This window comes from Streptomyces sp. CNQ085 (assembly GCF_022614595.1).
Taxonomy (GTDB): Bacteria; Actinomycetota; Actinomycetes; order Streptomycetales; family Streptomycetaceae; genus Streptomyces.
The window spans coordinates 13,382-37,801 of record NZ_JAJFAU010000018.1; the positions used below are offsets into that span (position 1 = coordinate 13,382).

Here is a 24,420-nt window from a genome sequence, read left to right on the forward strand (position 1 = left end):
GGGCCTGACCTTCAACGTCACAGCCAACTCCACCGTCCAGCTCGCCTCCGATCCGGCGATGGGCCTTCGCGTCCCCACAGGAGGCACACGGATGACTCGTCCCCTTTCCCGCGCCGGAGTTCCGCCCGCCCTCGGCGGCGGGGCTCGGATCCCCGTCTCCGCGCCCGCACAGGTCCCCGGTGGAGGAGGCAGACCGGCCGCGGCGGCGTCCGCCGTGTCCGCCGTGTCCGGTACCGTCGCGGCCGGTCTCCACGCCGTCCTGCTGGACATGGACGGCACGCTGGTGGACACCGAGGGCTTCTGGTGGGACACCGAGGTCGAGGTGTTCGCCGAGCTGGGGTACGCGCTGGCCGACGAGCACCGTGAGGTGGTGGTCGGCGGGCCGATGTCCCGGAGCGCGACCTACCTGATTCAGGCCACCGGGGCGGACATCTCCCTGGGGGACCTGACGGTGCTGCTCAACTCCAGGTTCATCGAGCGGGTCGAGCGAGGGGTCTCCCTGATGCCCGGCGCCCGGCGTCTGCTGACGGAGCTGGCCGCACACGACGTGCCCGCCGCCCTGGTCTCGGCGTCGCACCGGCGGGTGATCGACCGGATGCTCGTCTCCCTGGGACCGGAACACTTCGCGCTGACCCTGGCGGGTGACGAGGTGGAGCGGACCAAGCCGCATCCGGACCCTTACCTGCTGGCCGCCTCGCGGCTGGGGGCGGACCCGGGGAGCTGTGTGGTGGTGGAGGACACCGCGACCGGTGTGGCCTCGGCGGAGGCCGCGGGCTGTCATGTGGTGGCGGTGCCGTCGGTGACGCGGATCGAGCCCGCGAGCCGGCGCACGGTCGTGCCCTCCCTGGAGGAAGTGAATCTGCGTTTTCTGCGTTCTCTGGTCGTATCCGCGTACTGAGCGTGCGCCGTTCGCTGCACGATGAATGCATCGAAAACCGTGAGCAGCGAGCCGTTCATTTTGCGTGACGAATACAGTGGCTGAATTCTGCTTTTCGTCTGATGGTTGATTGCGTGACGTTCATCACGTGATCCCGGGGTGTGGAGGGGCGGCCGGAGTGGGGGCGAGGGCGATTGGCTCCTTTTCCGGACGTCCATGTGTCCCGTTTGATGCCCGCTCGCGTCGATCGCTCCGTCGTCCGGTTATCGGATTGTGTGACAGGGTCATCGGAGCGTGATAATTCCATGCCGGTGGCCCGGGGAAGTGGTGGAAGCCGCGGCTACTAATGTCTGTCTCCCGGCCGGAGAATTCGGCGACAGCCCGGCTGGACGAGGAGACCGTCAACGATGAACCGTAAGACGCTGCTGCTGCCCGCCGTCGCGGGCCTGCTGGTCCCCCTGCTCGTCGCGTGCGGCGACGACAGCGCCGGCGGTGAGAACAGCGGGACGATCGTTGTCGGTACCACCGACCGTATCGAGGCCACGGAGAAGGCGCCCGCTCCGCTCGACCCCGCTGCGGTCTACGACGTCGGCACCTGGAACATCTTCCGCAACACCTTCCAGACCCTGCTGCGCCTGCCCCGCGCGGGCACCCAGCCGGAGCCGGAGGCCGCGCAGGAGTGCGGATTCGCCGACCAGCGCAGCACGCAGTACCGCTGCACCCTCCGCGAGGGGCTCACGTTCTCCAACGGGAACGAACTGACCGCCGAGGACGTGGTGTTCTCCGTCAACCGGATGGTCGGCATCGACGACCCCGGCGGCCCCGCGTCGCTGCTGAGCAACCTCGACCGGGTCGAGGCACCCTCCGGGGACGAGGTGGTCTTCCACCTCAAGAAGCCCGACGCCACCTTCCCCCACAAGCTCGCCACCCCCGCGGCGGCGATCCTGGACAGCGAGGTCTACCCGGCCGACAGGCTCCACGAGGAGTACTCGGTCGCCGGCTCCGGCCCCTATGTCCTGGAATCCCTCGACGTCGAGGGAGGCCGGGCGGTCCTCGCCCGCAACAAGTCCTACAAGGGCGACCTGGAGCTGCGGAACGGCCGCGTCGAGGTGCGCTTCTTCGATGACTCCAAGGCCATGGAGAAGGCCATGCGCGACGGCGGCATCGATGTGATGAACCGGAGCCTGTCGCCCGAGCAGATCGACCGGCTGGGGAGCGACAAGAGCGACGGCATCGATGTCGTCGAGATGTCCGGCCAGGAGATCCGCTACCTTGTCTTCGCCACCGACGACCCGGTCGTCGGCAGCAAGGCCGTACGTCAGGCCATCGCCCGGACCGTGGACCGCGGCGAGCTGGTGCGCGACGTGTACGCACGGACCGCCGAGCCGCTGTACTCCATCGTCCCCGGCGGGCTGACCGGCCACCACAACTCCTTCTTCAACGCCTACGGCGAGCCCGACGCCGAGGCGGCCCGCGCCACTCTCGAACGCGCCGACGTCGACATCCCGGTCGAGGTGGACCTCACCTACACCACCGACCACTACGGCCCTGCCACGGCCGACGAGTTCAAGGCGCTGGCCGAGCAGCTCAACGACTCCGGGCTGTTCAGGGCGACGGTCAAGGGCGTGCCGTGGAAGACCTACCGGCCCGCCTCGACCGAGCAGGAGTACGCGGTCTACGGCATGGGCTGGTTCCCGGACTTCCCCGACCCGGACAACTTCGTCGCGCCCTTCTTCGCCGAGGACAACTTCCTGAACTCCCCGTACGAGAACAACGAGATCCGCGAGCAGCTCATCCCGCGTACCCGGGTCAAGGAGCAGCGCGACCAGGCGGTCGACGACTTCGTCCGGGTCCAGGACATCGTCGCCGAGGAGGTGCCCGTGCTGCCGCTGTGGCAGGGCAAGCAGTACGTCGCCGCCCGCGACGGGGTCACCGGGGTGGAGTGGGCGCTCAACTCCTCCTCCGTGCTCCAGCTGTGGGAACTGGGAAGGGGCGTTCAGGACTGAGCTTCACCCGTGCCGCCTCCGGCCGGGAGGCGGCACGGAGCTGTGAGAACGGGGGTTCGGAGAACGGCACACACCAACGGATGAGGATGCGAACGTGAGGAAAAGGGCCCGTTTCCGGGTGCTTCCGGTCGGCACGGCCCTGGTCGCCGCACTGCTCACCGGCTGCGGTGACCAGCAGGGGACGAGAGCCGGCGAGGGCGGACGGATCGTGATGGGTATGACCGACGAGGTCCTGGCCGTCGATCCCGCCTCCGGCTACGACCCGGGATCCTGGCTGATCTTCAACAACGTCTTCCAGTCACTGCTCAGCTTCCCCAGGAACGGCGGGGAACCCCAGCCGGAGGCCGCGCGCGGCTGTGAGTTCACCGACGACGGCAGCCAGGTCTTCCGGTGCGTGCTCAGGGACGGGCTGAAGTTCACCAACGGCAACCCGCTCACCTCCAAGGACGTGAAGTTCTCCTTCGAGCGGACCCTGCGCATCGACGATCCCGACGGCCCCGCCGTGATGCTGTCGGGCATCGAGGAGATCGAGACCCCGGACGCCGGGACGGTCGTCTTCCGTCTCGGTGCTCCCGACGCCACCTTCCCGCAGAAGATCGCCTCCGGTGCCGGCTCGATCGTCGACCACCGGTTCTACCCGGCCGACGAACTGCGCACCGACGGCAAGGCCGTCGGCTCGGGCGTCTACCGCCTGGACTCCTACGGCGACGAGGAAGCCGTCTTCTCCGTCAACCCGGACTACCTCGGGCCCGCGCAGGTGAAGAACTCCGGGATGACCATGAAGCTCTTCCACGGCGACCAGGTGGCACTGAGGAGGGCCCTGAGCAGCGGCGAGGTGGACCTGGCCTACCGCGGTCTGGCCATGGACGACATCGCGGACCTGGACGCGGCGGCGAGCGCCGAGAACGGGGTGGAGGTCGTCGAGGGCACCAGCGCCGAGGTGCACCACCTGGTCTTCAACATGGAACACCCTGTCACCGGTAAGCCGGGAGTGCGCAAGGCCATCGCGTACCTGCTGGACCGCTCCACCCTGATCCGCGACGTCCACCGGCGCACCGCCGAGCCGCTGTACTCGATCGTGCCCGCCGGAGTCACCGGCCACAACACGGCCTTCTTCGACGCCTACGGCAGCCGTCCGCAGCCGGGCAAGGCCAAGGGGGCCCTGCGCGCCGAGGGCATCACCGAGAAGGTCGAGCTCACCCTGTGGGCCACCCCCGTGCGCTACGGGCCCGCCACCGTCCGGGAGTTCGAGGAGATCGCCCAGCAGCTCAACGCCAGCGGCCTGTTCGACGCCAAGGTCGAGAGCGTGGAACTGGAGGAGTACGAGAAGGGCGTCGAGGCGGGCGAGTACGGGGTGTATGTCAAGGGCTGGGTGCCCGACTACCCCGACGCCGACAACTTCACCGCGCCCTTCTTCGGCGAGGACAACGTGCTGGGCAACGGCTACGACGCCGGACGGATCACCTCCGAGCTGCTGCCGCGGACGGCCGCGGCGAGCGACCGCGCCGCCACCGTGAAGGACTTCGGTGAGATCCAGGACATCGTCGCCCGGGATCTGCCGGTGCTGCCCGTCTGGCAGGGCAAGCAGTACGCGGTGGCGCACGAGGACGTCTCCGGGCTGGAGTGGACGCTGGACGCCTCCACGGTCTTTCGTTTCTGGGAGATCGGCAAGGGCGCCGGGGGCTGATCCCGCCCCCGAACCGGCACCGGCCGCGCCGCCCGCCGCCTCCCCGCGGCGGGTGGCGCGGCCGTGTCACCGGGTCCGGCGGGCGTCCTACCGGTCGCCGGGGCGGACCAGCCCGCTCTCGTACGCGTACACCGCCGCCTGTACCCGGTCGCGCAGGCCCAGCTTGGTCAGCACATGGCCGACGTGGGTCTTCACCGTCGTCTCGCTGACGAAGAGGTCCGCTGCGATCTCGGCGTTCGACAGGCCCCGCGCCACCAGTTTGAGGACCTCGACCTCGCGGTCGGTGAGCGTGTCCAGCGCGTCGGGCACCTCCTCCTCGCCCGAGGGCAGTCTCCCGGCGTACTTGTCCAGCAGGCGTCGGGTGATGCTGGGGGCGAGCATCGCCTCGCCGGCCGCCACCACCCGGATCGCCTGCACCAGTTCGGCGGCCGGCGCGTCCTTGAGCAGGAAACCGGAGGCGCCCGCGCGCAGCGCCTCCACCACGTACTCGTCCAGGTCGAACGTGGTGAGCACCAGCACCTTGGCGGGGCCGTCCCGTTCCGGGCCGGTGATCTGCCGGGTCGCCTCCACGCCGTCCATCCGCGGCATCCGGATGTCCATCAGGACCACGTCCGGCTGGAGCGCCCGCACCTCGTCCAGCGCCTGCAGGCCGTCGCCGGCCTCGCCCACCACGGCGATGTCCCCCTCGGCCTCCAGGATCATCCGGAAGCCGGTGCGCAGCAACGGCTGGTCATCGACCAGCAGGACGCGGATTGCCACGTGAACTCCTATCGGCGGCGGGGGCATGGCAGGCCCATTCTCGCCTAGACGGCCGTGCCCCCCGCCTCCGGGAGGGGGACCGCGGAACCGCCCGTGCCACTGCCCCCGACGCCGTCCGGCTCCAGCGGCAGCCGCGGCTGGATCATCAGCGGATACGGCGGGGGAGTGCCCCCGAACTCCGGACACAGTGCCCGGTGGGCGCACCAGCCGCACAGCGGGCCCGGCCTGGGCCGCCAGTCACCGGTCTCGGTCGCCTGCCGGATCGCCTCCCACAGGGCCAGCAGCTTGCGCTCCACACCGCGCAGGTCGTTCTCGTCCGGGTCGTAGGTGAGCACGTCCGAGCTGCCCAGGTAGACCAGCTGCAGCCGGCGCGGGATCGTGCCGCGCAGCCGCCACAGCACCAGGGCGTAGAACTTCATCTGGAACAGCGCCCCGGCCGCGTACTCCGGCCGGGGCGCCTTGCCGGTCTTGTAGTCGACGATGCGGACCTCGCCGGTGGGCGCCACGTCCACCCGGTCGATGATGCCGCGCAGCCGCAGCCCGGACTCCAGGCGGGCCTCCACGAACAGCTCCCGCTCGGCCGGTTCCAGCCTGGTGGGGTCCTCCAGGGAGAACCACCGCTCGACCAGCTCCTCCGCCCGGGCCAGCCACTGCGCCAGCTCGGCGCCGTCGGCCGCGCCCTCGCCCGGGGCCGTCTCGTCGTCCTCCGCGAACAGCTCCGCCAGCTCCGGCCGCTTCGCCAGCAGCCGCTCCCACTCCCGCACCACCAGCGAGCGCGCCCGGCGCACACTGCGCTCGGCGGCCGGAGCGTCGAAGAGCCGCTCCAGCACCGCGTGCACCACCGTGCCCCGGGTGGCCGCGGGCGTCGGCTTCTCGGGCAGCCTGTCGATCACCCGGAAGCGGTACAGCAGCGGGCACTGCATGAAGTCGGCGGCCCGTGACGGTGACAGGGAGTTGGGCGGCGAGGCGGGCGAGGACGCCTTGCCGGGTGCCGGATGGGAGACCATGGACACGACCCTACGGCCCGCCACCGACATCCCGCCGCTTACCATCGATGACGTAACCCCTCGCACCCCCCTCGCACCACACGGTCGCGGGGGCCGACCACCGGGGGCGGGGGCACCTTCTACGAGGGGAACCCGTGGCGGACACGGACAACGGCGGGCGGCCGGAGCCCGGCCCCGGCAAATCGGCGGACGGCGGGCCGAAGCGCTCGCGGGGGAGCGGCGGCGGCATTCTCATGGGCCGCCCCTTCGGCGTGCCCGTGTACGTGGCGCCGAGCTGGTTCGTCGTCGCCGCGCTGATCACCTGGGTCTTCGGCGGCCAGCTGGAGCGCGTGCTCCCGGAGCTGGGCGGCGCCCGCTACCTGGTGTCCCTGTTCTTCGCGGTCGCCTTCTACGCCTCGGTGCTGGTCCACGAGCTGGCCCACACCGTCGCCGCCCTGCGTTTCAAGCTCCCGGTGCGCCGTATCCAGCTCCAGTTCTTCGGCGGGGTGTCGGAGATCGAGAAGGAGAGCGAGACCCCGGGCCGGGAGTTCGTCCTGGCCTTCGTCGGTCCGCTGCTCTCCCTGGTGCTGGCGGGCGTGTTCTACCTGGGGCTGTTCGCCGTCGAGCCCGGTACCGTGCCCGCGGTGCTGCTGGCCGGGCTGATGATCTCCAACCTCATCGTCGCGATCTTCAACCTGCTGCCGGGGCTGCCCCTGGACGGCGGCCGGATGCTGCGTGCGGTGGTGTGGAAGATCAGCGGCAGGCCGATGACCGGCACCGTCGCCGCCGCCTGGAGCGGCCGTGCGCTCGCCGTCGCCGTCCTGATCGGGATGCCGCTGCTCAGCTACGCGGGTGGTTACGGGGCCGAGGAGGGCTTCGGCGGGGTGGACTCCATCACCGACGCCCTGCTCGCCGCGATCCTCGCGGCCATCATCTGGACCGGCGCCGGCAACAGCCTGCGCATGGCCAGGCTGCGCGAGCGCCTGCCCGAGCTGAGCGCCCGCGCCCTGACCCGCCGCGCTGTCCCCGTCTCCTCCGACACCCCCCTGTCGGAGGGGCTGCGCCGTGCCAACGAGGCCGGGGCCAGGGCCCTGGTGGTCGTGGACGGCCAGGGGGAGGCGGTCGCCGTGGTCCGCGAGGCCGCCATCGCCGGGGTGCCCGAGCACCGCCGCCCCTGGGTGGCGGCGAGCACCCTCGCCCAGGACCTCGCCGAAGGCATGCGGGTGTGGGCCGAGCTGGCCGGCGAGGAGCTGTTGGAGCACCTGCGCGCCACTCCCGCCACCGAGTACCTGGTGGTGGAGGGCAGCGGCGAGATCTACGGGGTGCTCTCGGCCGGTGACGTCGAGCGGGCCTTCGTGGCGGCCATGGCCAAGCCCGCCTCCTGAGAACGTCCCGGCTCCCCTCCTTCCGCCCCGCCCGGGCGGGGCGGAAGGAGGGGAGCCGGGCCTCGATTACGGCCGGAGCGCGTGCCTGGACTACCCTTGCCCCCATGTCCGAACCGACCGGTGCCGCCCGCCGTCGCGGGCCCTTCCAGGTCGGGGACCAGGTCCAGCTCACCGACCCCAAGGGACGCCACTACACCTTCACGCTCGAGGCGGGGAAGAGCTTCCACACCCACAAGGGAGCCTTCCCCCACGACGAGCTGATCGGTGCTCCCGAGGGCACGGTCGTCCGTACCACGGGAAACGTCGCCTACCTCGCGCTGCGTCCCCTGCTCCCCGACTACGTCCTGTCCATGCCGCGCGGCGCGGCCGTCGTCTACCCCAAGGACGCGGGGCAGATCCTCGCGATGGCCGACATCTTCCCCGGCGCGCGCGTTGTCGAGGCGGGCGTCGGCTCCGGCTCCCTGAGTGCCTTCCTGCTGCGGGCTGTGGGCGACCGGGGCATGCTGCACTCCTACGAGCGCCGCGCCGACTTCGCCGACATCGCGCGGGCGAACGTCGAGCGGTACTTCGGCGGGCCACACCCGGCCTGGCAGCTGACCGTCGGAGACCTCCAGGACAACCTGTCCGACACCGAGGTCGACCGCGTCATCCTGGACATGCTCGCCCCCTGGGAGTGCCTGGAGGCCGTCTCCAAGGCCCTCGTCCCCGGCGGCATCCTGTGCGCCTACGTCGCCACGACCACCCAGCTCGCCCGTACCGTGGAGTCGATACGCGAGCACGGCACCTTCAACGAGCCGGCCGCATGGGAGACGATGGTGCGCACCTGGCACGTCGAGGGCCTGGCCGTCCGCCCCGACCACCGCATGATCGGGCACACCGGCTTCCTGCTCACCGCCCGCCGGCTCGCCGACGGAGTGGAGCCCCCGATGCGCCGCCGCCGCCCGGCCAAGGGCGCCTACGGGGAGGACTACAGCGGCCCGGGCAGCAGGGGCATGCGGAGGGCCTGGCGAGGGCCGGACGGGAGACCGGGCCGCGAAGCGCGACCCGGCCGTTCCTGCGCGGTGTGACGTATGGCACGATGCTGGGCACCCCCGGCCGCCCGCACCCCCACAGGAGCCGTCCCGCGTGCAGCTTCCGGCAGACTCCGCGCCCTCCTCTTCGCCCCCCTCCGCCGCCTCCCCGTCGTACGTCCCGCCCCGGCCCGGTCCGGCCGGCGCCACCTCGGCGGGCCGGGCGCCCTCACCCCCCGCGCCTTCCTCCGCGGTACCCGCCCACACCCGCGCCCGCGCCCCGCACTGGCTCGCCACCGCCGCGGCGCTGGGTGCGCTGCTGGGCGCCTTCGCGCTGCTGGATCCCACCGGCGCCGACGCGACCCAGCCGCGGGGGGCCGCCGTGCCCGCCCCCGGCCCGGACGCGGACACGGCCCGTTACCCGCTGGAGTGCGGTCCGGCGGAGGCCGAGGTGGTCGACCGGGCGGCCGTGGACTTCGACGGGGACGGCCGGGCCGAGACCGTCGCGGTGGTCCGCTGCGCCGCGGGGATCGGCACCCCGCCCAGCGGGGTGTACGTTCTGGCGCACCCCGCACGCCGGGGAGGCGCGCCCCGGGTGGCCGGGACCCTGGTGGACCCGGGGGAGGGGATGGCGGTGCAGGATCTGACCGTCCGCGACCGCACGGTGTCCGCCAGGCTGCTGGGCTACTCGTCGCCGGGCGTGCCCCGCTGCTGTCCCGACAGGGCGCGGGACGTCGAATGGGAGTGGCGGGGCGGGAAGTTCGTGCTGGAGGCGGCGCCGACGACCCGGGGTGTCTGAGCGGTCACGCGACGCCCGGCGCGGCCGGAGGCCGGAGTGCCGCCGCGTTACCCGGCGTCGGGGCCGTACACCTCGACGCCGTCGGCCGCCCGGCGCACGTGGATGCACTCGCCCGGACATTCCCTGGCCGAATCCACCACGTCGCCCAGCAGCGGGAGGGGGACGGGAACGGTGGCGCCCGGCTCCGTGCGCAGCTCGGCCTCCTCGCCCGCGGGGGCGGGCCCCTTCACGTAGGCGAGTCCGTCGATGTCCAGCTCGAACACCTCGGGTGCGTACTGCGCGCAGATACCGTCGCCGGTGCAGAGTTCCTGGTCGATCCAGACCTCAAGCTCTGCGGTCTGCTCGTTGTGCGAGCCCATGTTACTGCCTGCCGTTCCTGCGTTCGTGGCCGGACCGTGTGACGGATTGTCGGTGTGATCTTGGCGGAATAGAGCCACCCGTGACGGGGGTTGACACTTCAGACGATACAACCGGCCGCTTTCCGGCGAGGTTGGGTGGGTATTCACCCGGGGTAAGGGAGTGCGCAAGGGTGAAGATCAGGCACACCCCGACCGTGTTTGTGATCTAGGGGTTTCAACCCCCGCGGGTCCAGGTAGGGTCAGGAAGCGTCCAGCTCCCTTTGGAGGAGGTGAGGACCGTGGCAGCCCACGACGACGACATCAACCGCGGCATCCGGCCCGAACGGGGTTCCGACGACCCGGCAGGCCAGGTTGCCCATCTCGAGCAGGAGATCGCCGTCCTGCGCCGCAAGCTCGCCGACTCTCCGCGCCACACTCGGATTCTCGAGGAGCGGATCGTCGAGCTGCAGACGAGCCTGGCCGGTGTGTCCGCACAGAACGAGCGGCTCGCCAACACCCTCCGTGAGGCCCGTGACCAGATCGTGGCACTCAAGGAGGAGGTCGACCGGCTGGCTCAGCCGCCGGCCGGCTTCGGGGTCTTTCTGCAGGCGAACGAGGACGGCACGGCCGACATCTTCACCGGCGGGCGCAAGCTCCGGGTGAATGTCAGTCCCAGCGTCGATCTCGTTGAGCTCAGGCGTGGCCAGGAGGTCATGCTGAACGAGGCGCTCAACGTGGTCGAGGCCATGGAGTTCGAACGTGCCGGGGACATCGTCACCCTCAAGGAGGTCCTGGAGGACGGCGAACGCGCCCTGGTGATCGGACACACCGACGAGGAGCGCGTGGTCAAGCTTGCCGAGCCCCTTATGAAGGCCACGCTCCGGGCCGGTGACGCGCTGCTGCTGGAGCCGCGTTCGGGATACGTCTACGAGGTCGTGCCCAAGAGCGAGGTCGAGGAGCTTGTCCTCGAGGAAGTCCCGGACATCGACTACAACAAGATCGGTGGCCTGGGCGGTCAGATCGAGCTGATCCGCGACGCGGTGGAACTCCCCTACCTCTATCCGGACCTGTTCAAGGAGCACGAACTCCGCCCGCCCAAGGGCGTCCTGCTCTACGGTCCGCCCGGCTGCGGCAAGACCCTCATCGCCAAGGCCGTGGCCAATTCCCTTGCCAAGAAGGTCGCCGAGGTAACCGGGCAGCCCCAGGGGAAGAGCTATTTCCTCAATATCAAGGGCCCCGAGCTGCTGAACAAGTACGTCGGTGAGACCGAGCGGCACATCCGGCTGGTCTTCCAGCGCGCCCGGGAGAAAGCGAGCGAGGGCACGCCCGTCATCGTCTTCTTCGACGAGATGGACTCCCTGTTCCGCACCCGCGGCTCCGGTGTCAGTTCGGATGTGGAGAACACCATCGTCCCGCAGCTGCTGTCGGAGATCGACGGCGTGGAGGGGCTGGAGAACGTCATCGTCATCGGGGCCTCCAACCGGGAGGACATGATCGACCCGGCGATCCTGCGCCCGGGCCGCCTCGATGTGAAGATCAAGATCGAGCGTCCGGACGCCGAGGCCGCCAAGGACATCTTCTCGAAGTACCTGACCCCGAACCTCCCGCTGCACTCGGACGACCTCGCGGAGCACAACAAGGATCCCGAGGCCACCGTCGCCGGGATGATCCAGTCGGTCGTCGAGCAGATGTACGCCGAGTCCGAGGAGAACCGCTTCCTGGAGGTCACTTACGCCAATGGTGACAAGGAGGTCCTGTACTTCAAGGACTTCAACTCCGGCGCGATGATCCAGAACATCGTCGACCGGGCCAAGAAGATGGCGATCAAGGCATTCCTCGACCACAACCAGAAGGGTCTGCGGGTCTCCCATCTGCTCGCCGCGTGCGTGGACGAGTTCAAGGAGAACGAGGACCTGCCCAACACCACCAACCCCGACGACTGGGCCCGCATCTCCGGCAAGAAGGGTGAGCGGATCGTCTTCATCCGCACCCTCGTCACCGGAAAGCAGGGCGCGGACACCGGACGCTCCATCGACACGGTGGCCAACACCGGTCAGTACCTGTAGAAGACACCGTCCGGCTGCGGACGCCCGTGTCCCCGTCGAGAGGCGGGGAGGGCGTCCGCAGCCGAATCTTTTCGGACCGATCCCCACCGGGGAAACACGGGAAATCCCCAGTGATCTCCCGACCGGGGCCCGACCGCCCTAGGCTCGTCCGTACCGCCGCCATGCGGGATGCGGGCCAGGGCCGCAAGCGGGCCGGATGCGCAGCGGGACTTGAGCGGCGACCCGAAGGCGGGCCGCCGCCGGGCAAGGAGGGCCGCATGACCGTACGGCGAGTGATGGGTATCGAGACGGAGTACGGGATCTCCGTCCCCGGTCACCCGAACGCCAATGCCATGCTCACCTCGTCCCAGGTCGTCAACGCCTATGCGGCGGCGATGCACCGGGCGCGCCGCGCCCGGTGGGACTTCGAGGAGGAGAACCCGCTGCGGGACGCCCGGGGCTTCGATCTCGCACGCGAGACCGCCGACTCCAGTCAGCTGACGGACGAGGACATCGGTCTGGCCAACGTGATCCTCACCAACGGCGCGCGGCTGTACGTGGACCACGCGCATCCCGAGTACAGCGCACCGGAGGTCACCAATCCGAGGGACGCTGTGCTGTGGGACAAGGCCGGCGAGCGGATCATGGCCGAGGCCGCCGGGCGCGCCGCCGAGGTGCCCGGAGCCCATCCGATCCACCTCTACAAGAACAACACCGACAACAAGGGCGCCTCCTACGGCTGCCACGAGAACTACCTGATGAAGCGGGAGACCCCCTTCTCGGACATCGTGCGCCACCTGACGCCCTTCTTCGTCTCCCGCCAGGTCGTCACCGGCGCCGGGCGCGTCGGGATCGGCCAGGACGGCTCCGAGCACGGTTTCCAGATCAGCCAGCGGGCCGACTACTTCGAGGTGGAGGTCGGCCTGGAGACCACCCTCAAACGGCCGATCATCAACACCCGCGACGAGCCGCACGCCGACGCCGAGAAGTACCGCCGGCTGCATGTGATCGTCGGCGACGCCAACCTGTCGGAGATCTCCACCTACCTCAAGCTCGGCACCACCTCCCTGGTGCTGTCCATGATCGAGGACGGCTTCATCGCCGTCGACCTGGCCGTTGACCAGCCCGTACGCACCCTCCACCGGATCAGCCACGATCCGGCGCTGCGCCGTCCGATCACACTCCGCAGCGGACGGACACTGACCGCCGTGCAGCTTCAGATGGAGTACTACGAGCTGGCCCGCAAGTACGTGGAGGAACGCTGGGGGCAGGACGCGGACGAGCAGACCAGAGACGTGCTGGCCCGCTGGGAGGATGTCCTGGTACGCCTGGAGAGTGATCCGATGAGTCTGGCCGGCGAGCTGGACTGGGTCGCCAAGCGGGAGCTGCTGGAAGGCTACCGGCGCCGTGACGGCCTGGGCTGGGACGCGGCCCGGCTGCACCTGGTGGACCTGCAGTACGCCGACGTGCGCCCCGACAAGGGCCTGTACAACCGCCTGGCGGCCCGCGGCCGGATGAAGCGGCTGCTGGACGAGGCGGAAGTGGAGGGAGCCCGCTCCCGGCCGCCGGAGGACACCCGCGCCTACTTCCGCGGCCAGTGCCTGGAGCGGTACCCCGACGCGGTGGCCGCGGCCTCCTGGGACTCGGTGATCTTCGATCTGCCGGGTCGGGACTCCCTCCAGCGGGTACCCACCCTGGAACCGCTGCGCGGCACGCGCGCCCACGTCGGTGACCTGCTCGACCGCTGCCGCACGGCGGAGGAACTGGTCAGGGCGCTGTCAGGGAGGTGAACCGGGAGAGAGGGGGAAGGCTGAACCTCTCCGGATGAGGGAATCATGGAGATGGCTTCCGGACGTCCGCGGCGGCGCGGCCAGTGACGCGGCGGCGGCACGGCGGCCATACGGCGGCGGAAGCGGCAGAGATGCGGCAGAGGAGGGCCGATGTCAGGCCCGGCTTGTAAAGTCTGATCTTGTACGCTCCAACCGAGCGGGGTGAGGTATATGGCGACCAAGGACACCGGCGGCGGTCAGCAGAAGGCGGCGCGCTCCACCGAGGAGACCGAGGAGCAGGCGCAGGACGCGCAGGTCTCGGAGGACCTCAAGGAGCGCCAGGAGGCGCTGTCGGACGAGGTGGACTCCGTACTGGACGAGATCGACGACGTGCTGGAGGAGAACGCCGAGGACTTCGTGCGCTCCTTCGTGCAGAAGGGCGGGGAGTAACGCTTGCCCGTCCGTCCCGCACCCCCGCGACGGCGGGGGTGCGGGACGGATGACATCCGCCGCCACGGGTAAGGTCCGTGCGGAATTCTCAAGATCCGGTCTCACGATCTGGTGGAAGGAAACGTGTGGAAGCCAACACCCGTAGCACAGGGCGTCTGCCTGCTGCCTTCCTGACGCCGGGCTCGTCCTCGTTCATGGACTTCCTGTCCGAGCACGCGCCCGAGCAGCTCCCCGGCAACCGTCCGCTCCCGCCCGTGAAGGGCGCCGTCGAGGCGCCGCACGGCACGACGATCGTCGCGGCCGCCTTCCCCGGCGGCGTGGTGCTGGCCGGCGACCGGCGCGCGACGATGGGCAACATGATCGCCCAGCGCGACATCGAGAAGGTCTTCCCGGCCGACGAGTACAGCGCCGTGGGCATCGCCGGGACCGCCGGGCTCGCCGTGGAGATGGTCAGGCTCTTCCAGCTGGAGCTGGAGCACTTCGAGAAGGTCGAGGGCACCCGGCTGTCCCTGGAGGGCAAGGCCAACCGCCTGTCCACGATGATCCGCGGCAACCTCGGCATGGCCATGCAGGGCCTGGCGGTGATCCCGCTGTTCGCCGGGTACGACGTGGACCGGGACAGGGGCCGCATTTTCTCCTACGACGTCACCGGCGGGCGCTCCGAGGAGCAGGGCTTCGCGGCGGTCGGCTCCGGCTCGGTCTTCGCGCGCGGTTCGCTCAAGAAGCTGTACCGCGACGACCTCGGCGAGCGGCAGGCGGTCACGGCCGTCGTCCAGGCCCTCTACGACGCCGCCGACGACGACTCGGCCACCGGTGGCCCCGACCTGGTGCGCAGGATCTACCCCGTCGTCACGGTGATCACCGAGGATGGCTTCCGCAGGCTCACCGAGGAGGAGGTCGCCGGGATCGCCCGCTCGGTGCACGACGGCCGGCTCCAGTCGCCCAACGGGCCCCAGGCCCCTGTGCTCTAGATCAGGAAGGGACCGATAGCCGGTGTCGACGCCGTTCTATGTCTCACCCCAGCAGGCCATGGCGGACCGCGCCGAGTACGCCCGCAAGGGCATCGCGCGCGGCCGCAGCGTGGTCGTGTTGCAGTACGCCGACGGCATCGTGTTCGTCGCCGAGAACCCCTCTCGGGCACTGCACAAGGTCAGCGAGATCTACGACCGGATCGCCTTCGCGGCGGTGGGCAAGTACAACGAGTTCGAGAACCTGCGCATCGGCGGCGTCCGCTACGCCGACCTGCGCGGCTACACCTACGCCCGCACGGACGTCACCGCGCGGGGCCTGGCCAACGTCTACGCCCAGACCCTGGGCACCATCTTCTCCAGCGCGGCGGAGAAGCCGTACGAGGTGGAGCTGATCGTCGCCGAGGTCGGGGAGGGCCCCGAGGACGACCAGATCTACCGGCTGCCGCACGACGGTTCCATCGTCGACGAGCACGGCTCGGTGGCGGTCGGCGGCAACTCCGACCAGATCGGCGGGTACCTCGAGCAGCGTCACCGGGACGGGATGACCCTGGCCGAGGCCCTCGGACTGGCGGTGGAGTCCCTGAGCCGGGACAGCAACGGCGGCGAGCGCACCCTCACCGCCGACCAACTGGAGGTCGCCGTCCTGGACCGCACCCGGCCCCAGCAGCGAAAGTTCAAGCGTCTGCTCGGCCAGCGGCTCTCCCGGTTGCTGGGGGAGGGCGGTGCGTCCGCGTCCGAGGGGGAGCCGTCCGGCGGGGCCTCGTCGGACGAGTCCCCGGGGGAGTCGCCCGCCTCCGAGGAGTAGCGTCGGTTTCCGTCGGCAGTCCCGTGGGCCCCGGTCGCGCTCAGCGTTCGCCGGGGCCCACGGGCGTGTCCGGGGGCGGGGCGGTGGAACCCCGCACGGCCAGCCGCACCGGCAGAGTGGTCACCCGGACAGGGGGTCCGGAGCCGTCCGCCTCATGTGTCCGGCGGTCCGGGCCGGCGCCCTCCGTCCGGCCGTCCAGGACGGCCAGCAGCGCCCGCATTCCGGCCGCCCCCGCCTCCTCGGCGGGCAGCCGCACCGTCGTCAGCTCCGGCTCGACCGCCCTGGCGAGCGCCAGATCGTCGAAGCCGGTCACCGAGACGTCCTCGGGCACCCGCAGCCCCAGCCGCCGCACCGCCTTGCACGCGCCCGCGGCGAGCACGTCGTCGTCGCACACCAGTGCGGTCGGCCGGGGGGCCGTCGCCATAGCCTGTGCGGCGGCACGCGCCCCTGCGGCCACGTCCAGAGCGGCCGTCCAGACCGGCGGCGGCGGACAGCCCGCCCCCGCCAGGAACTCGGCCAGCGCCGCGGCCCGCACCTCGAAGGTCCAGGAGTCCACCGCCGCGGCGATGTGGGCCACCCGGCGGTGCCCCAGTTCCAGCAGGTACCTCACCGCCTGCCGCATGCCGTCGGCGATGTCGAGGTTGACGGTGGCCGCCGCATGGGTGTTCCCCGGCTCGCTGTCGAGCATCACCAGCGGCAGCTCGCCACCGGAGCGCAGGGCGGCCAGCGCCTCGGAGGCCATCGAGGAGGCGATCACGCCGTCCAGGGCGGCGCCGGCGGAGCCGAAGGGGTCCCGGGCGGGTCCGACGCCCTCCGGGGAGGGATAGAGGACCACCCCGAAGCCGTGCTCGGCGGCCACCCGTGCGGCGCCCGCGTGGATCCGGGCGAAGAACTCGTTGGTGAGCGCCGGGACCACCAGCAGTGCGGTGCGGGTGCGTCCCAACCGCAGACTGCGCGCGGCCAGGTTCGGCCGGTAGCCCAGCTTCCGCGCCGCCTCCCGGACCGCCGCGGCCTTGCCCGGCGAGACCCGGCCGCGCCACTTGCCGCCCAGGACCAGGGAGACGGCCGCCTGCGAGACCCCGGCGGCCCGCGCCACGTCCCGGCTCGTGGGCCGGGGTCGGTCGATGCTCACTGGCCGGCTCCCGGAGCGGACGGAGGTACGGGCGGTGCCCGGGCCGGCATGGACCCGGGAGCTGGTTCATGGTACGTATGACTGAGAACATTATACGTAACACTTCGGTAGGCCGCCGGAGAACTCCGGGGAAGAGGAGCCGACCCATGGCGACGGGCTACGCCGAACTGCTGCGCGTCAGACACGCCGCGCGGCTGCTCGCCGGCACCCTGCTCGGCCGGTTGCCGAACGCCACCGCCCCCCTGGCGATCGTGCTGTTCGTCCGCGCGGAAGGCGGCAGTTACACCCTGGCGGGCGTGCTGTCGGCCGTCTACGGACTGTCCAACGCCGTCGGCCAGCCGCTGCTGGGCCGCGCGGTGGATCTGTGGGGCCAGCCGAGAGTCATGCTGCCCGCCGCGCTGCTCTCCGGTCTCGGCATGGCCGTCCTCGCCCTCGCCGGCGTCGAGTCACTGCCCGTCGCCTGCGCGGCGGCGGCCGTCGCCGGTCTGTTCACTCCGCCCCTGGAGGGTGGCCTGCGCGCGCTGTGGCCGTCCGTCCTGAAACACCCCGACCGGGTACACGCCGCCTACGCGCTGGACGCGGTGGCCCAGGAGGTGATGTTCACCCTGGGGCCGCTGGCCGTCACGGTGCTGGTGGCCCTCTGGAGCGAGGCCGCGGCCCTGCTGGTGATCAATGCCCTGGGAGTGCTGGGCGCCCTGTCCGTGGTGGTCTCGCCCCCCTCCCGGCGCTGGCGCTCCGAACCGCGCGAGGCGCACTGGCTGGGGGCCCTGCGCTCCGGTGGTCTGGTCGCCCTGCTCGGCTCGTTCTTCTTCGTCGGCCTCGCCCTGGGGACGATCGCGGTGGCCGCGGTCGCCTACGCGGACGGCCACGGTGACGAGCTGATCTCCAGTTATCTGCTCTCGGCGCTGGGCGCCGGCGCCCTGGTCGGCGGCCTGGCCTACGGAGCCCGCACCTGGGCGGGAGAGCCTGAGACCCGGCTGCGCGCCCTGGTGGCCGCCCTGGCTGCCGGCTATCTGCCGCTGGCGCTGACACCGGGCCCCGTGGCGATGACCGTCCTGGCCGGGGCCGCGGGTCTTTTCCTGGCCCCCGCGCTGGCCTGTGCCTTCGTCGTGGTGGACCGGCACGCGCCGTCGGGCACGGTCACGGAGGCGTTCTCCTGGCTGGTGACGTCCTTCGGTGTCGGGGCCGCGGCGGGGACGGCCGTGGTGGGCCCGGTCATCGAGTGGGGCGGAGCGCCGGCGGGCTTCCTCGTCGCAGGTGCGGGCGGCCTGGCCGCGCTGCTGGTCCTGCTGGCCACCCGGCGTGCCCTGGCGGCCCCCGCCCCGCCCCCGCCCGCCGCCCCCTCCCCCGATGCCGTCGTCCGGGTGGAAGGTGATCGGAACGGGGGCGCCGGAGCCGGTTTCAAAAACGGGCATCAGGCGTAAAGTTCATTCATGGACCGCCGAATCTTCGGGCTGGAGAACGAGTACGGCGTCACGTGTACGTTTCGGGGACAGCGGCGCCTGTCTCCTGACGAGGTGGCGCGGTACCTCTTCCGCCGTGTCGTGTCATGGGGCCGCAGCAGCAACGTCTTCCTCCGCAACGGCGCCCGCCTCTACCTCGACGTGGGCTCGCATCCGGAGTACGCCACTCCGGAGTGCGACAACGTGACCGAGCTGGTCACCCACGACAAGGCGGGCGAGCGTACCCTCGAGGGACTCCTCGTCGACGCCGAGCGACGCCTCCACGAGGAGGGCATCGCGGGCGATGTCTACCTGTTCAAGAACAACACCGACTCGGCCGGCAACTCCTACGGCTGCCACGAGAACTACCTCGTGGCCCGGCACGGGGAGTTCTCGCGCCTGGCGGACATCCTCATCCCGTTCCTGGTGACCCGGCAGCTCATCTGCGGCGCCGGCAAGGTGCTCCAGACCCCGCGCGGCGCGGTCTACTGCGTCAGCCAGCGCGCCGAGCACATCTGGGAGGGCGTCAGCTCCGCCACCACCCGGTCCCGGCCGATCATCAACACCCGCGACGAGCCGCACGCCGACGCCGAGCGCTACCGCCGCCTCCACGTCATCGTCGGCGACTCCAACATGTCCGAGACGACCATGCTGCTCAAGGTCGGCGCCACCGACCTGGTGCTGCGCATGATCGAGGCGGGCACGGTCATGCGCGACCTCACCCTGGAGAACCCGATCCGGGCGATCCGCGAGGTCAGCAACGACATCACCGGCCGGCGCAAGGTCCGGCTGGCCAACGGGCGCGAGGCCTCCGCGCTGGAGGTGCAGCAGGAGTACTACGAGAAGGCCGCCGACTTCTGTGAGCGCCGGGGCATCCGCACGGGTGTGGTGGATCAGGTGCTGGAGCTGTGGGGCCGCACCCTGGAAGCGGTCCGCACCCAGGAGCTGGACAAGGTCAACACCGAGATCGACTGGGTGATGAAGTACCAGCTCATCGAGCGGTACCGGGCCAAGAACGACATCACCATGTCCCACCCCCGGGTCGCTCAGATAGACCTCGCGTACCACGACATCCACCGCCGCCGCGGGCTGTACTACCTGCTGGAGCGGAAGGGGCAGGCGGCCCGGATCTGCAACGATGTCAAGATCTTCGAGGGCAAGTCCGTGCCGCCGCAGACCACCCGTGCCCGGCTGCGCGGCGACTTCATCCGCCGGGCCCAGGAGCAGCGCCGCGACTTCACGGTGGACTGGGTGCACCTGAAGCTGAACGACCAGGCCCAACGCACGGTGCTGTGCAAGGACCCGTTCCGGTCGGTGGACGAGCGCGTGGAGAAGCTCATCGCCGGCATGTGAGCCCGGCGGACGGCGCGCCCGGGGCCGTGCCGCACCGGCACGGCCCCGGGCGCGGGAACGAAACCGGCCCTTCCGGAAGTTGTGGGAGGTGGGCCGGGCGGCCCGTAGAGTGACCGGCACGCCCGGAACGCCCGGACATCCCCTACACCGCGAGTTGGACTGATGCTGCAATCTCGAGGGGGACGCCCCCCACACCCCCGCACCCTGGCGAAGGCCGGCCGCCGCGTCGCCGCGGCCCTGGTCGTTCCCGCCCTGCTGTTCACCGCGGCATGCGGCTCCGACGGGTCCGACGGTTCCTCCGAAGCCCTCACGAAGGTCTCCGGCAAGGTCGGCGAGGAGCCGAAGCTCACCGTCGCCGAGGACGCCGAAGCCCCCGACGAGGCAGCCGTGCGGACGGTCGCCGAGGGCAAGGGCGACAAGCTCGACGAGGGAGACTTCGTCCGCATGGACATCCTGATGACCAGCAACGGCCAGGAGCTGGTCAACACCTGGAAGCAGCGGCCGGAAGGCGCCTCCGAGGGCGACGCCCACCGTCAGGAGGTCCTGCGACTCGGTGAGGGGCAGGGGCTCCCCGAGCCGGTCACCCGGTCCCTGATCGGTGAGCGGGTCGGCAGCCGCGTCCTGATCGAGGGCACCGCCGAGGCGATCATGGGCGACTCGATCAACCCGCAGCTCGGGATCGACGGAGCCGACGGCATGGTCTGGGTGATCGACGCCGTCGCCTCCGCCAGGACCGACGCCGAGGCCGAGGCCGAGGGCGAGCAGGCGGCCACCGGTGAGGGCATGCCCGAGGTGGAGGCCGACGGGCAGAAGGCCGCCACCATCACCGTCCCCAAGGGGGTGAAGGCCCCCGGGGAGCTGGAGCAGCAGGTGCTGATCGAGGGCGACGGACCCGAGGTGGAGGCCGGCGACGGCCTGATCGCCCAGTACACCGGGGTCAAGTGGGAGGACGGCGAGAAGTTCGACTCCTCCTGGGACCACGGCGGCGCCACCGCCTTCCAGATCGGAACCGGCAAGGTCGTCAAGGGCTGGGACGAGGCGCTGGTCGGCAGGAAGGTCGGCGACCGCGTCCTCCTGGTCATCCCGCCGAAGCTCGCCTATGCCGACAACCCGCAGTCGGAGCTGGCCGAGAACACGTTGGTGTTCGTCGTGGACATCGTCGGCAAGGTCTGACGATCTTCTTCGTCGGCGGCCCGCCGGGTCTGCGAGACTGACCCGGTTGACCGATGGAAACGTTCGTAGGAGCAACTTCGTGAGCACCGACAAGCCCGAGATCGACTTCCCGGGCGGCGAGCCCCCGGCCGACCTGGAGGTCAAGGACATCTGGGAGGGCGACGGACCGGTCGCCAAGGCCGGCGACACCGTCTCCGTGCACTATGTGGGCGTCGCCTTCTCCACCGGTGAGGAGTTCGACGCGAGCTGGAACCGCGGCACCCCGCTGAGCTTCCAGCTCGGCGTCGGCCAGGTCATCTCCGGCTGGGACCAGGGCGTGCAGGGCATGAAGGTCGGCGGGCGCCGCCAACTGATCATCCCGCCCCACATGGCCTACGGCGACCGCGGCGCCGGCGGCCGGATCAAGCCGGGCGAGACGCTCATCTTCGTCTGCGACCTGGTCTCCGTCTGAGACCGGTGGAACACCGGCCCGGGCCCCCGTCGCACGACGGGGGCCCGGGCTTTGTGGCGGGCCCGTCCGGAGCGGTACGGTCGACGGTCGGGACGAGTACGAGAGAGGGCGTCGATGGCCATTGCCAAGGCTGAGCGGCTGATGAATCTGGCGCTGTGCCTGCTGGGGACGCGGCGCCCGCTGACCAAGCGCGAGCTGCGGGCCTCGATCGAGGCGTACCTGGAGGTCGGCGGAGGACCGGGCAGGGGCGGCGAGGACGCCTTCAACCGGATGTTCGAGCGCGACAAGGACGATCTGCGCGAGCTCGGCCTGGTGATCGAGACGGTGGAGAACCTGGAGGGCGAGATCGCCTACCAGGCCCGCCGCGACAGCAACCGCCTCCCGCCCGTCGTCCTGGACGCCGAGGAGGCCGCCGCCCTCACCCTGGCCGCCAAGGTGTGGCAGCAGGCCCGTCTGGCCGGGGCTGCCAGCGGCGCCCTGCAGAAGCTGCGCGCCGCCGGGATGCCACTGGCCGACACCGGCACGGAGGACCCGTACGGCGGCCACAGCGCCCTGGAACCGCGCATCCCGGTGCGCGAGGCCGCCTTCGAACCGCTGATGCTCGCCTGCCGCGACCGCCGCCCGGTCACCTTCGCCTACCGCAAGTCCAACGCCGCCCGCCCCGAGACCCGGCACGTGGAGCCGTGGACGCTGGAGTGCTGGCGCGGCCACTGGTACCTGGCCGGCCACGACCGGGACCGGGGCGCCGAGCGGGTCTTCCGGCTCTCCCGCATCACCGGCCCGGTGCGCTCCCGCGCCGGGGCCTACACCTCCGAGGCGCCCGACCACGTCACCGTACGCGAGACCGTCGAACGGTGGGCCGGGGAGATCGCCACCGCCACCGCCCGCATCCGGCTGCGGCAGGGCGCCGGCTACCCGCTGCGGGCCAGGGCCCTTCGGACGCGTGACACGGGGGACGGCTGGGACGAGCTGGAGATCCCCTACGGCCACGGGCTGGACGCCTGGCTGGTGGAGTTCGGGCCGGACGTGGTCGTGCTGGAGCCCGCCGAGCTGCGGGCCGACGTGGTGGACCGGCTGCGCGCCGTGGCCAAGGGATGACCGGCTCCGGGGAGGGGCCGCACGGAGCGGGCCGGCCCGGCACGGGGCCGGCGAGGGCTTGAGGGAACTCAGGGAAGAGGCACCACCGACATGGCCACCAACGCCATCGACCAGACCCGCCGGATGCTGTCCCTGGTGACGTATCTGCGCGAGCGGCCCGGCGCCCGCGTCGAGGACGTCGCCCGGGCCTTCGGCATCACCACCGACGAGCTGATCTCCGACCTCCACGTCCTGCCGATGTGCGGCACCAGCTTCCGCGGCGGGGACCTGCTGGACATCGACACCGACGGCGAGCGCATCTGGTGGCACAACGCCGACGCGGTGGGCTCCAGCACCGGCGAACCCCTGCGGCTGGCCGCCGACGAGGCCACCGCCCTGCTGGTGGCCGCACGGGCCGTCGCCACCCTGCCGGGGCTGCGCGAGAGCGACCGCGAGGCCCTCCAGCGTGCCACCGCCAAGATCGAGGCGGCGGCGGGCGAGAGCGCCGGGGCCAGCTCCCGGCTGTCGGTCACCTTCGAGTCCGAGGGCGGGGTCTTCGCCGACGTGGACCGGGCCATCGCCGAGCGCCGCAAGCTGTGGATCCGCTACTACTCGCCGACGCGCGACACGCTGACCGAGCGCGAGATCGACCCGATCCGGCTGTTCGCCGTCGGCCACACCTATGTCGAGGCCTGGTGCCGCCTGTCCGAGGCGCACCGCACCTTCCGGCTGGACCGTGTGGCCGAGATCAGGCTGCTGGACGAGCCTTCCGACCCGCCGCCGGTGGAGCTGCGCGACCTGTCCGAGGGGCTGGTCCAGCCCTCCGCCGAGGACCCCCAGGTGGTGATCGAGGTGGGGCCGGGCGGGCGCTGGGTGGCCGAGTACTACCCGTACGACAGCGCCGAGGAGATGTCCGAGGGCGGTCTGCGGATCACCTTGCGCGCCCCCGATCCGGCCTCCCTGCGCCGTCTGGCCCTGCGGCTGGGGCGCGACGGCCGGATCGTCTCCCCGGGTGAGCTGGCCGACAGCGCCCGGGACGCGGCCCGGGAGGCGCTGGCGGCGTACGGCGACTGAAGGCCGGACTCCACCCGTTCCGGGTCTGCCCGGACGGGATCGTCCACTACGCTCGCCCCATGCTCTGGCCCATGTTCTTCCTCGCGCTCGCCTTCTGCGGAATCGCCGTGCTCGGTGTCCTCGCCGTCCGGGTGGGACTGGAGGTGCGGCGCTTCGCCCGCGCGGTCGGCGACGGCTGCGAGTACCTCGCCCGGGCTGCCGAGGATCTGGAGCGGGCCGCGACCCCTCTGGCCGCACGGGCGCGGATCGAGCGCTGAACGGCACACACGGAGGTGTGCCCCGGTGCGGTTGCCGGGCGTCGCCCCCTCCATGTCCGGCCCCCGGGGCGGTACCCTTCAAGACGGCGTACCCACGGCGTCCGTGACCGGCACCGGGATGACGCGGAGGCATTGCCCCTCGTTCACCCCCCGGGGTTACGATCGCTGCCAGCGCACCAGCATGAGGAAGCCCGTCCGAATCAGTAGGGCAGGCACAAAAGACCGCCGCCCCGGCGAGAAGGTAGTGGCACATGATCGGCAATCTGAGGCCCATGGAGATCGTACTGATCCTCCTCGTCGTCCTGCTGCTGTTCGGCGCCAAGAAGCTCCCCGACATGGCCCGTTCGCTCGGCAAGTCGGCCCGCATCCTCAAGAGCGAGGCCAAGGCCATGAAGAAGGAGAGCGAGAACGAGGCGGCCGCCCAGCAGGACGCCTCCGCCCAGCAGGCCGCGCCCAGGACCATTCAGGCCGCGCCCGGCGACGTCACCAGCTCCCGGCCGGTGAACGAGCCCGGCCAGCAGACCACCAAGAACTGATCCGGACCCAGGCCCGGTGACGGGCCCGGCGCCACCGG

At 71.2% G+C, this 24,420-nt stretch carries 23 protein-coding genes; 19 read left to right on the forward strand and 4 right to left on the reverse strand.

Annotation, left to right across the window (positions count from 1 at the left end; all coding sequences use genetic code 11):
- Window positions 1–214 precede the first annotated feature (214 nt).
- From LJ221_RS05715 to LJ221_RS05725, 3 genes are all read left to right on the forward strand, one after another.
- Window positions 215–898, forward strand: coding sequence for an HAD family phosphatase (locus tag LJ221_RS05715; protein WP_241714379.1), 684 nt, complete (start codon window positions 215–217; stop codon window positions 896–898).
- Between the two features lie 386 nt (window positions 899–1,284).
- Complete coding sequence (locus LJ221_RS05720) at window positions 1,285–2,883, forward strand: ABC transporter substrate-binding protein (RefSeq protein WP_241714333.1); 1,599 nt, start codon at window positions 1,285–1,287, stop codon at window positions 2,881–2,883.
- 94 nt (window positions 2,884–2,977) lie between these two features.
- Complete coding sequence (locus tag LJ221_RS05725) at window positions 2,978–4,570, forward strand: ABC transporter substrate-binding protein (protein ID WP_241714335.1); 1,593 nt, start codon at window positions 2,978–2,980, stop codon at window positions 4,568–4,570.
- An 87-nt stretch (window positions 4,571–4,657) separates the two neighbouring features.
- Here the strand turns inward: LJ221_RS05725 and LJ221_RS05730 are convergent, their stop codons facing one another.
- Window positions 4,658–5,329 (reverse strand): response regulator transcription factor, encoded by a 672-nt coding sequence (locus tag LJ221_RS05730; RefSeq protein ID WP_241714337.1) that lies wholly within the window; start codon window positions 5,327–5,329, stop codon window positions 4,658–4,660.
- A 44-nt stretch (window positions 5,330–5,373) separates the two neighbouring features.
- Window positions 5,374–6,336, reverse strand: a complete 963-nt coding sequence (locus LJ221_RS05735) for a RecB family exonuclease (protein ID WP_241714338.1) — start codon at window positions 6,334–6,336, stop codon at window positions 5,374–5,376.
- A gap of 134 nt (window positions 6,337–6,470) precedes the next feature.
- On the opposite strand from LJ221_RS05735, the gene LJ221_RS05740 reads away from it, so the two are divergent.
- The 3 genes from LJ221_RS05740 to LJ221_RS05750 all read left to right on the forward strand — a co-directional run bounded on the left by LJ221_RS05740 (window position 6,471) and on the right by LJ221_RS05750 (window position 9,509).
- Window positions 6,471–7,700 (forward strand): site-2 protease family protein, encoded by a 1,230-nt coding sequence (locus LJ221_RS05740; protein WP_241714339.1) that lies wholly within the window; start codon window positions 6,471–6,473, stop codon window positions 7,698–7,700.
- A gap of 104 nt (window positions 7,701–7,804) precedes the next feature.
- A complete protein-coding gene (locus LJ221_RS05745) occupies window positions 7,805–8,767 on the forward strand; it encodes a tRNA (adenine-N1)-methyltransferase (protein WP_241714340.1) in 963 nt (320 codons plus the stop codon).
- Between the two features lie 58 nt (window positions 8,768–8,825).
- Window positions 8,826–9,509, forward strand: a complete 684-nt coding sequence (locus LJ221_RS05750; protein WP_308314727.1) for a hypothetical protein — start codon at window positions 8,826–8,828, stop codon at window positions 9,507–9,509.
- A gap of 47 nt (window positions 9,510–9,556) precedes the next feature.
- On the opposite strand, the gene LJ221_RS05755 is transcribed toward LJ221_RS05750, so the two are convergent.
- The gene (locus tag LJ221_RS05755; protein ID WP_241714341.1) at window positions 9,557–9,868 is read right to left on the reverse strand and encodes a ferredoxin; all 312 of its coding nucleotides are present in this window, start codon (window positions 9,866–9,868) and stop codon (window positions 9,557–9,559) included.
- 278 nt (window positions 9,869–10,146) lie between these two features.
- On the opposite strand from LJ221_RS05755, the gene arc reads away from it, so the two are divergent.
- From arc to prcA, 5 genes are all read left to right on the forward strand, one after another.
- A complete protein-coding gene (gene arc / locus LJ221_RS05760; RefSeq protein ID WP_241714342.1) occupies window positions 10,147–11,913 on the forward strand; it encodes a proteasome ATPase in 1,767 nt (588 codons plus the stop codon).
- A 257-nt stretch (window positions 11,914–12,170) separates the two neighbouring features.
- Window positions 12,171–13,682: a depupylase/deamidase Dop gene (gene dop, locus LJ221_RS05765; RefSeq protein WP_241714343.1), complete on the forward strand. Its 1,512-nt coding sequence runs from the start codon at window positions 12,171–12,173 to the stop codon at window positions 13,680–13,682.
- A gap of 210 nt (window positions 13,683–13,892) precedes the next feature.
- The gene (locus tag LJ221_RS05770; RefSeq protein ID WP_241714344.1) at window positions 13,893–14,111 is read left to right on the forward strand and encodes a ubiquitin-like protein Pup; all 219 of its coding nucleotides are present in this window, start codon (window positions 13,893–13,895) and stop codon (window positions 14,109–14,111) included.
- A 125-nt stretch (window positions 14,112–14,236) separates the two neighbouring features.
- Window positions 14,237–15,082: a proteasome subunit beta gene (gene prcB, locus LJ221_RS05775; protein WP_241714345.1), complete on the forward strand. Its 846-nt coding sequence runs from the start codon at window positions 14,237–14,239 to the stop codon at window positions 15,080–15,082.
- 22 nt (window positions 15,083–15,104) lie between these two features.
- Entirely contained in the window at window positions 15,105–15,887 is a 783-nt protein-coding gene (gene prcA / locus LJ221_RS05780) for a proteasome subunit alpha (RefSeq protein ID WP_241714347.1), read from the forward strand.
- Window positions 15,888–15,927: 40 nt separating this feature from the next.
- Here prcA and LJ221_RS05785 read toward each other — a convergent pair whose 3' ends face one another.
- Window positions 15,928–17,019, reverse strand: a complete 1,092-nt coding sequence (locus LJ221_RS05785; RefSeq protein ID WP_241714349.1) for a LacI family DNA-binding transcriptional regulator — start codon at window positions 17,017–17,019, stop codon at window positions 15,928–15,930.
- A 146-nt stretch (window positions 17,020–17,165) separates the two neighbouring features.
- On the opposite strand from LJ221_RS05785, the gene LJ221_RS05790 reads away from it, so the two are divergent.
- The 8 genes from LJ221_RS05790 (at window position 17,166) to tatA (ending at window position 24,382) form a co-directional block, all read left to right on the forward strand.
- The gene (locus LJ221_RS05790) at window positions 17,166–18,443 is read left to right on the forward strand and encodes an MFS transporter (protein WP_241714352.1); all 1,278 of its coding nucleotides are present in this window, start codon (window positions 17,166–17,168) and stop codon (window positions 18,441–18,443) included.
- Window positions 18,444–18,452: 9 nt separating this feature from the next.
- Window positions 18,453–19,814 carry a Pup--protein ligase gene (gene pafA, locus LJ221_RS05795; protein ID WP_241714354.1) on the forward strand — a complete coding sequence of 454 codons (1,362 nt, stop codon included), beginning with the start codon at window positions 18,453–18,455 and terminating at the stop codon, window positions 19,812–19,814.
- A 162-nt stretch (window positions 19,815–19,976) separates the two neighbouring features.
- The gene (locus LJ221_RS05800) at window positions 19,977–20,987 is read left to right on the forward strand and encodes an FKBP-type peptidyl-prolyl cis-trans isomerase (protein ID WP_241714356.1); all 1,011 of its coding nucleotides are present in this window, start codon (window positions 19,977–19,979) and stop codon (window positions 20,985–20,987) included.
- A 79-nt stretch (window positions 20,988–21,066) separates the two neighbouring features.
- Window positions 21,067–21,438, forward strand: a complete 372-nt coding sequence (locus LJ221_RS05805) for an FKBP-type peptidyl-prolyl cis-trans isomerase (RefSeq protein ID WP_241714358.1) — start codon at window positions 21,067–21,069, stop codon at window positions 21,436–21,438.
- 114 nt (window positions 21,439–21,552) lie between these two features.
- Entirely contained in the window at window positions 21,553–22,536 is a 984-nt protein-coding gene (locus LJ221_RS05810; RefSeq protein ID WP_241714360.1) for a YafY family protein, read from the forward strand.
- 90 nt (window positions 22,537–22,626) lie between these two features.
- Window positions 22,627–23,589, forward strand: a complete 963-nt coding sequence (locus tag LJ221_RS05815) for a YafY family protein (protein WP_241714362.1) — start codon at window positions 22,627–22,629, stop codon at window positions 23,587–23,589.
- Between the two features lie 59 nt (window positions 23,590–23,648).
- Complete coding sequence (locus LJ221_RS05820; RefSeq protein ID WP_241714364.1) at window positions 23,649–23,846, forward strand: hypothetical protein; 198 nt, start codon at window positions 23,649–23,651, stop codon at window positions 23,844–23,846.
- A gap of 251 nt (window positions 23,847–24,097) precedes the next feature.
- The gene (gene tatA, locus LJ221_RS05825) at window positions 24,098–24,382 is read left to right on the forward strand and encodes a Sec-independent protein translocase subunit TatA (protein ID WP_241714367.1); all 285 of its coding nucleotides are present in this window, start codon (window positions 24,098–24,100) and stop codon (window positions 24,380–24,382) included.
- Window positions 24,383–24,420: the final 38 nt, after the last annotated feature.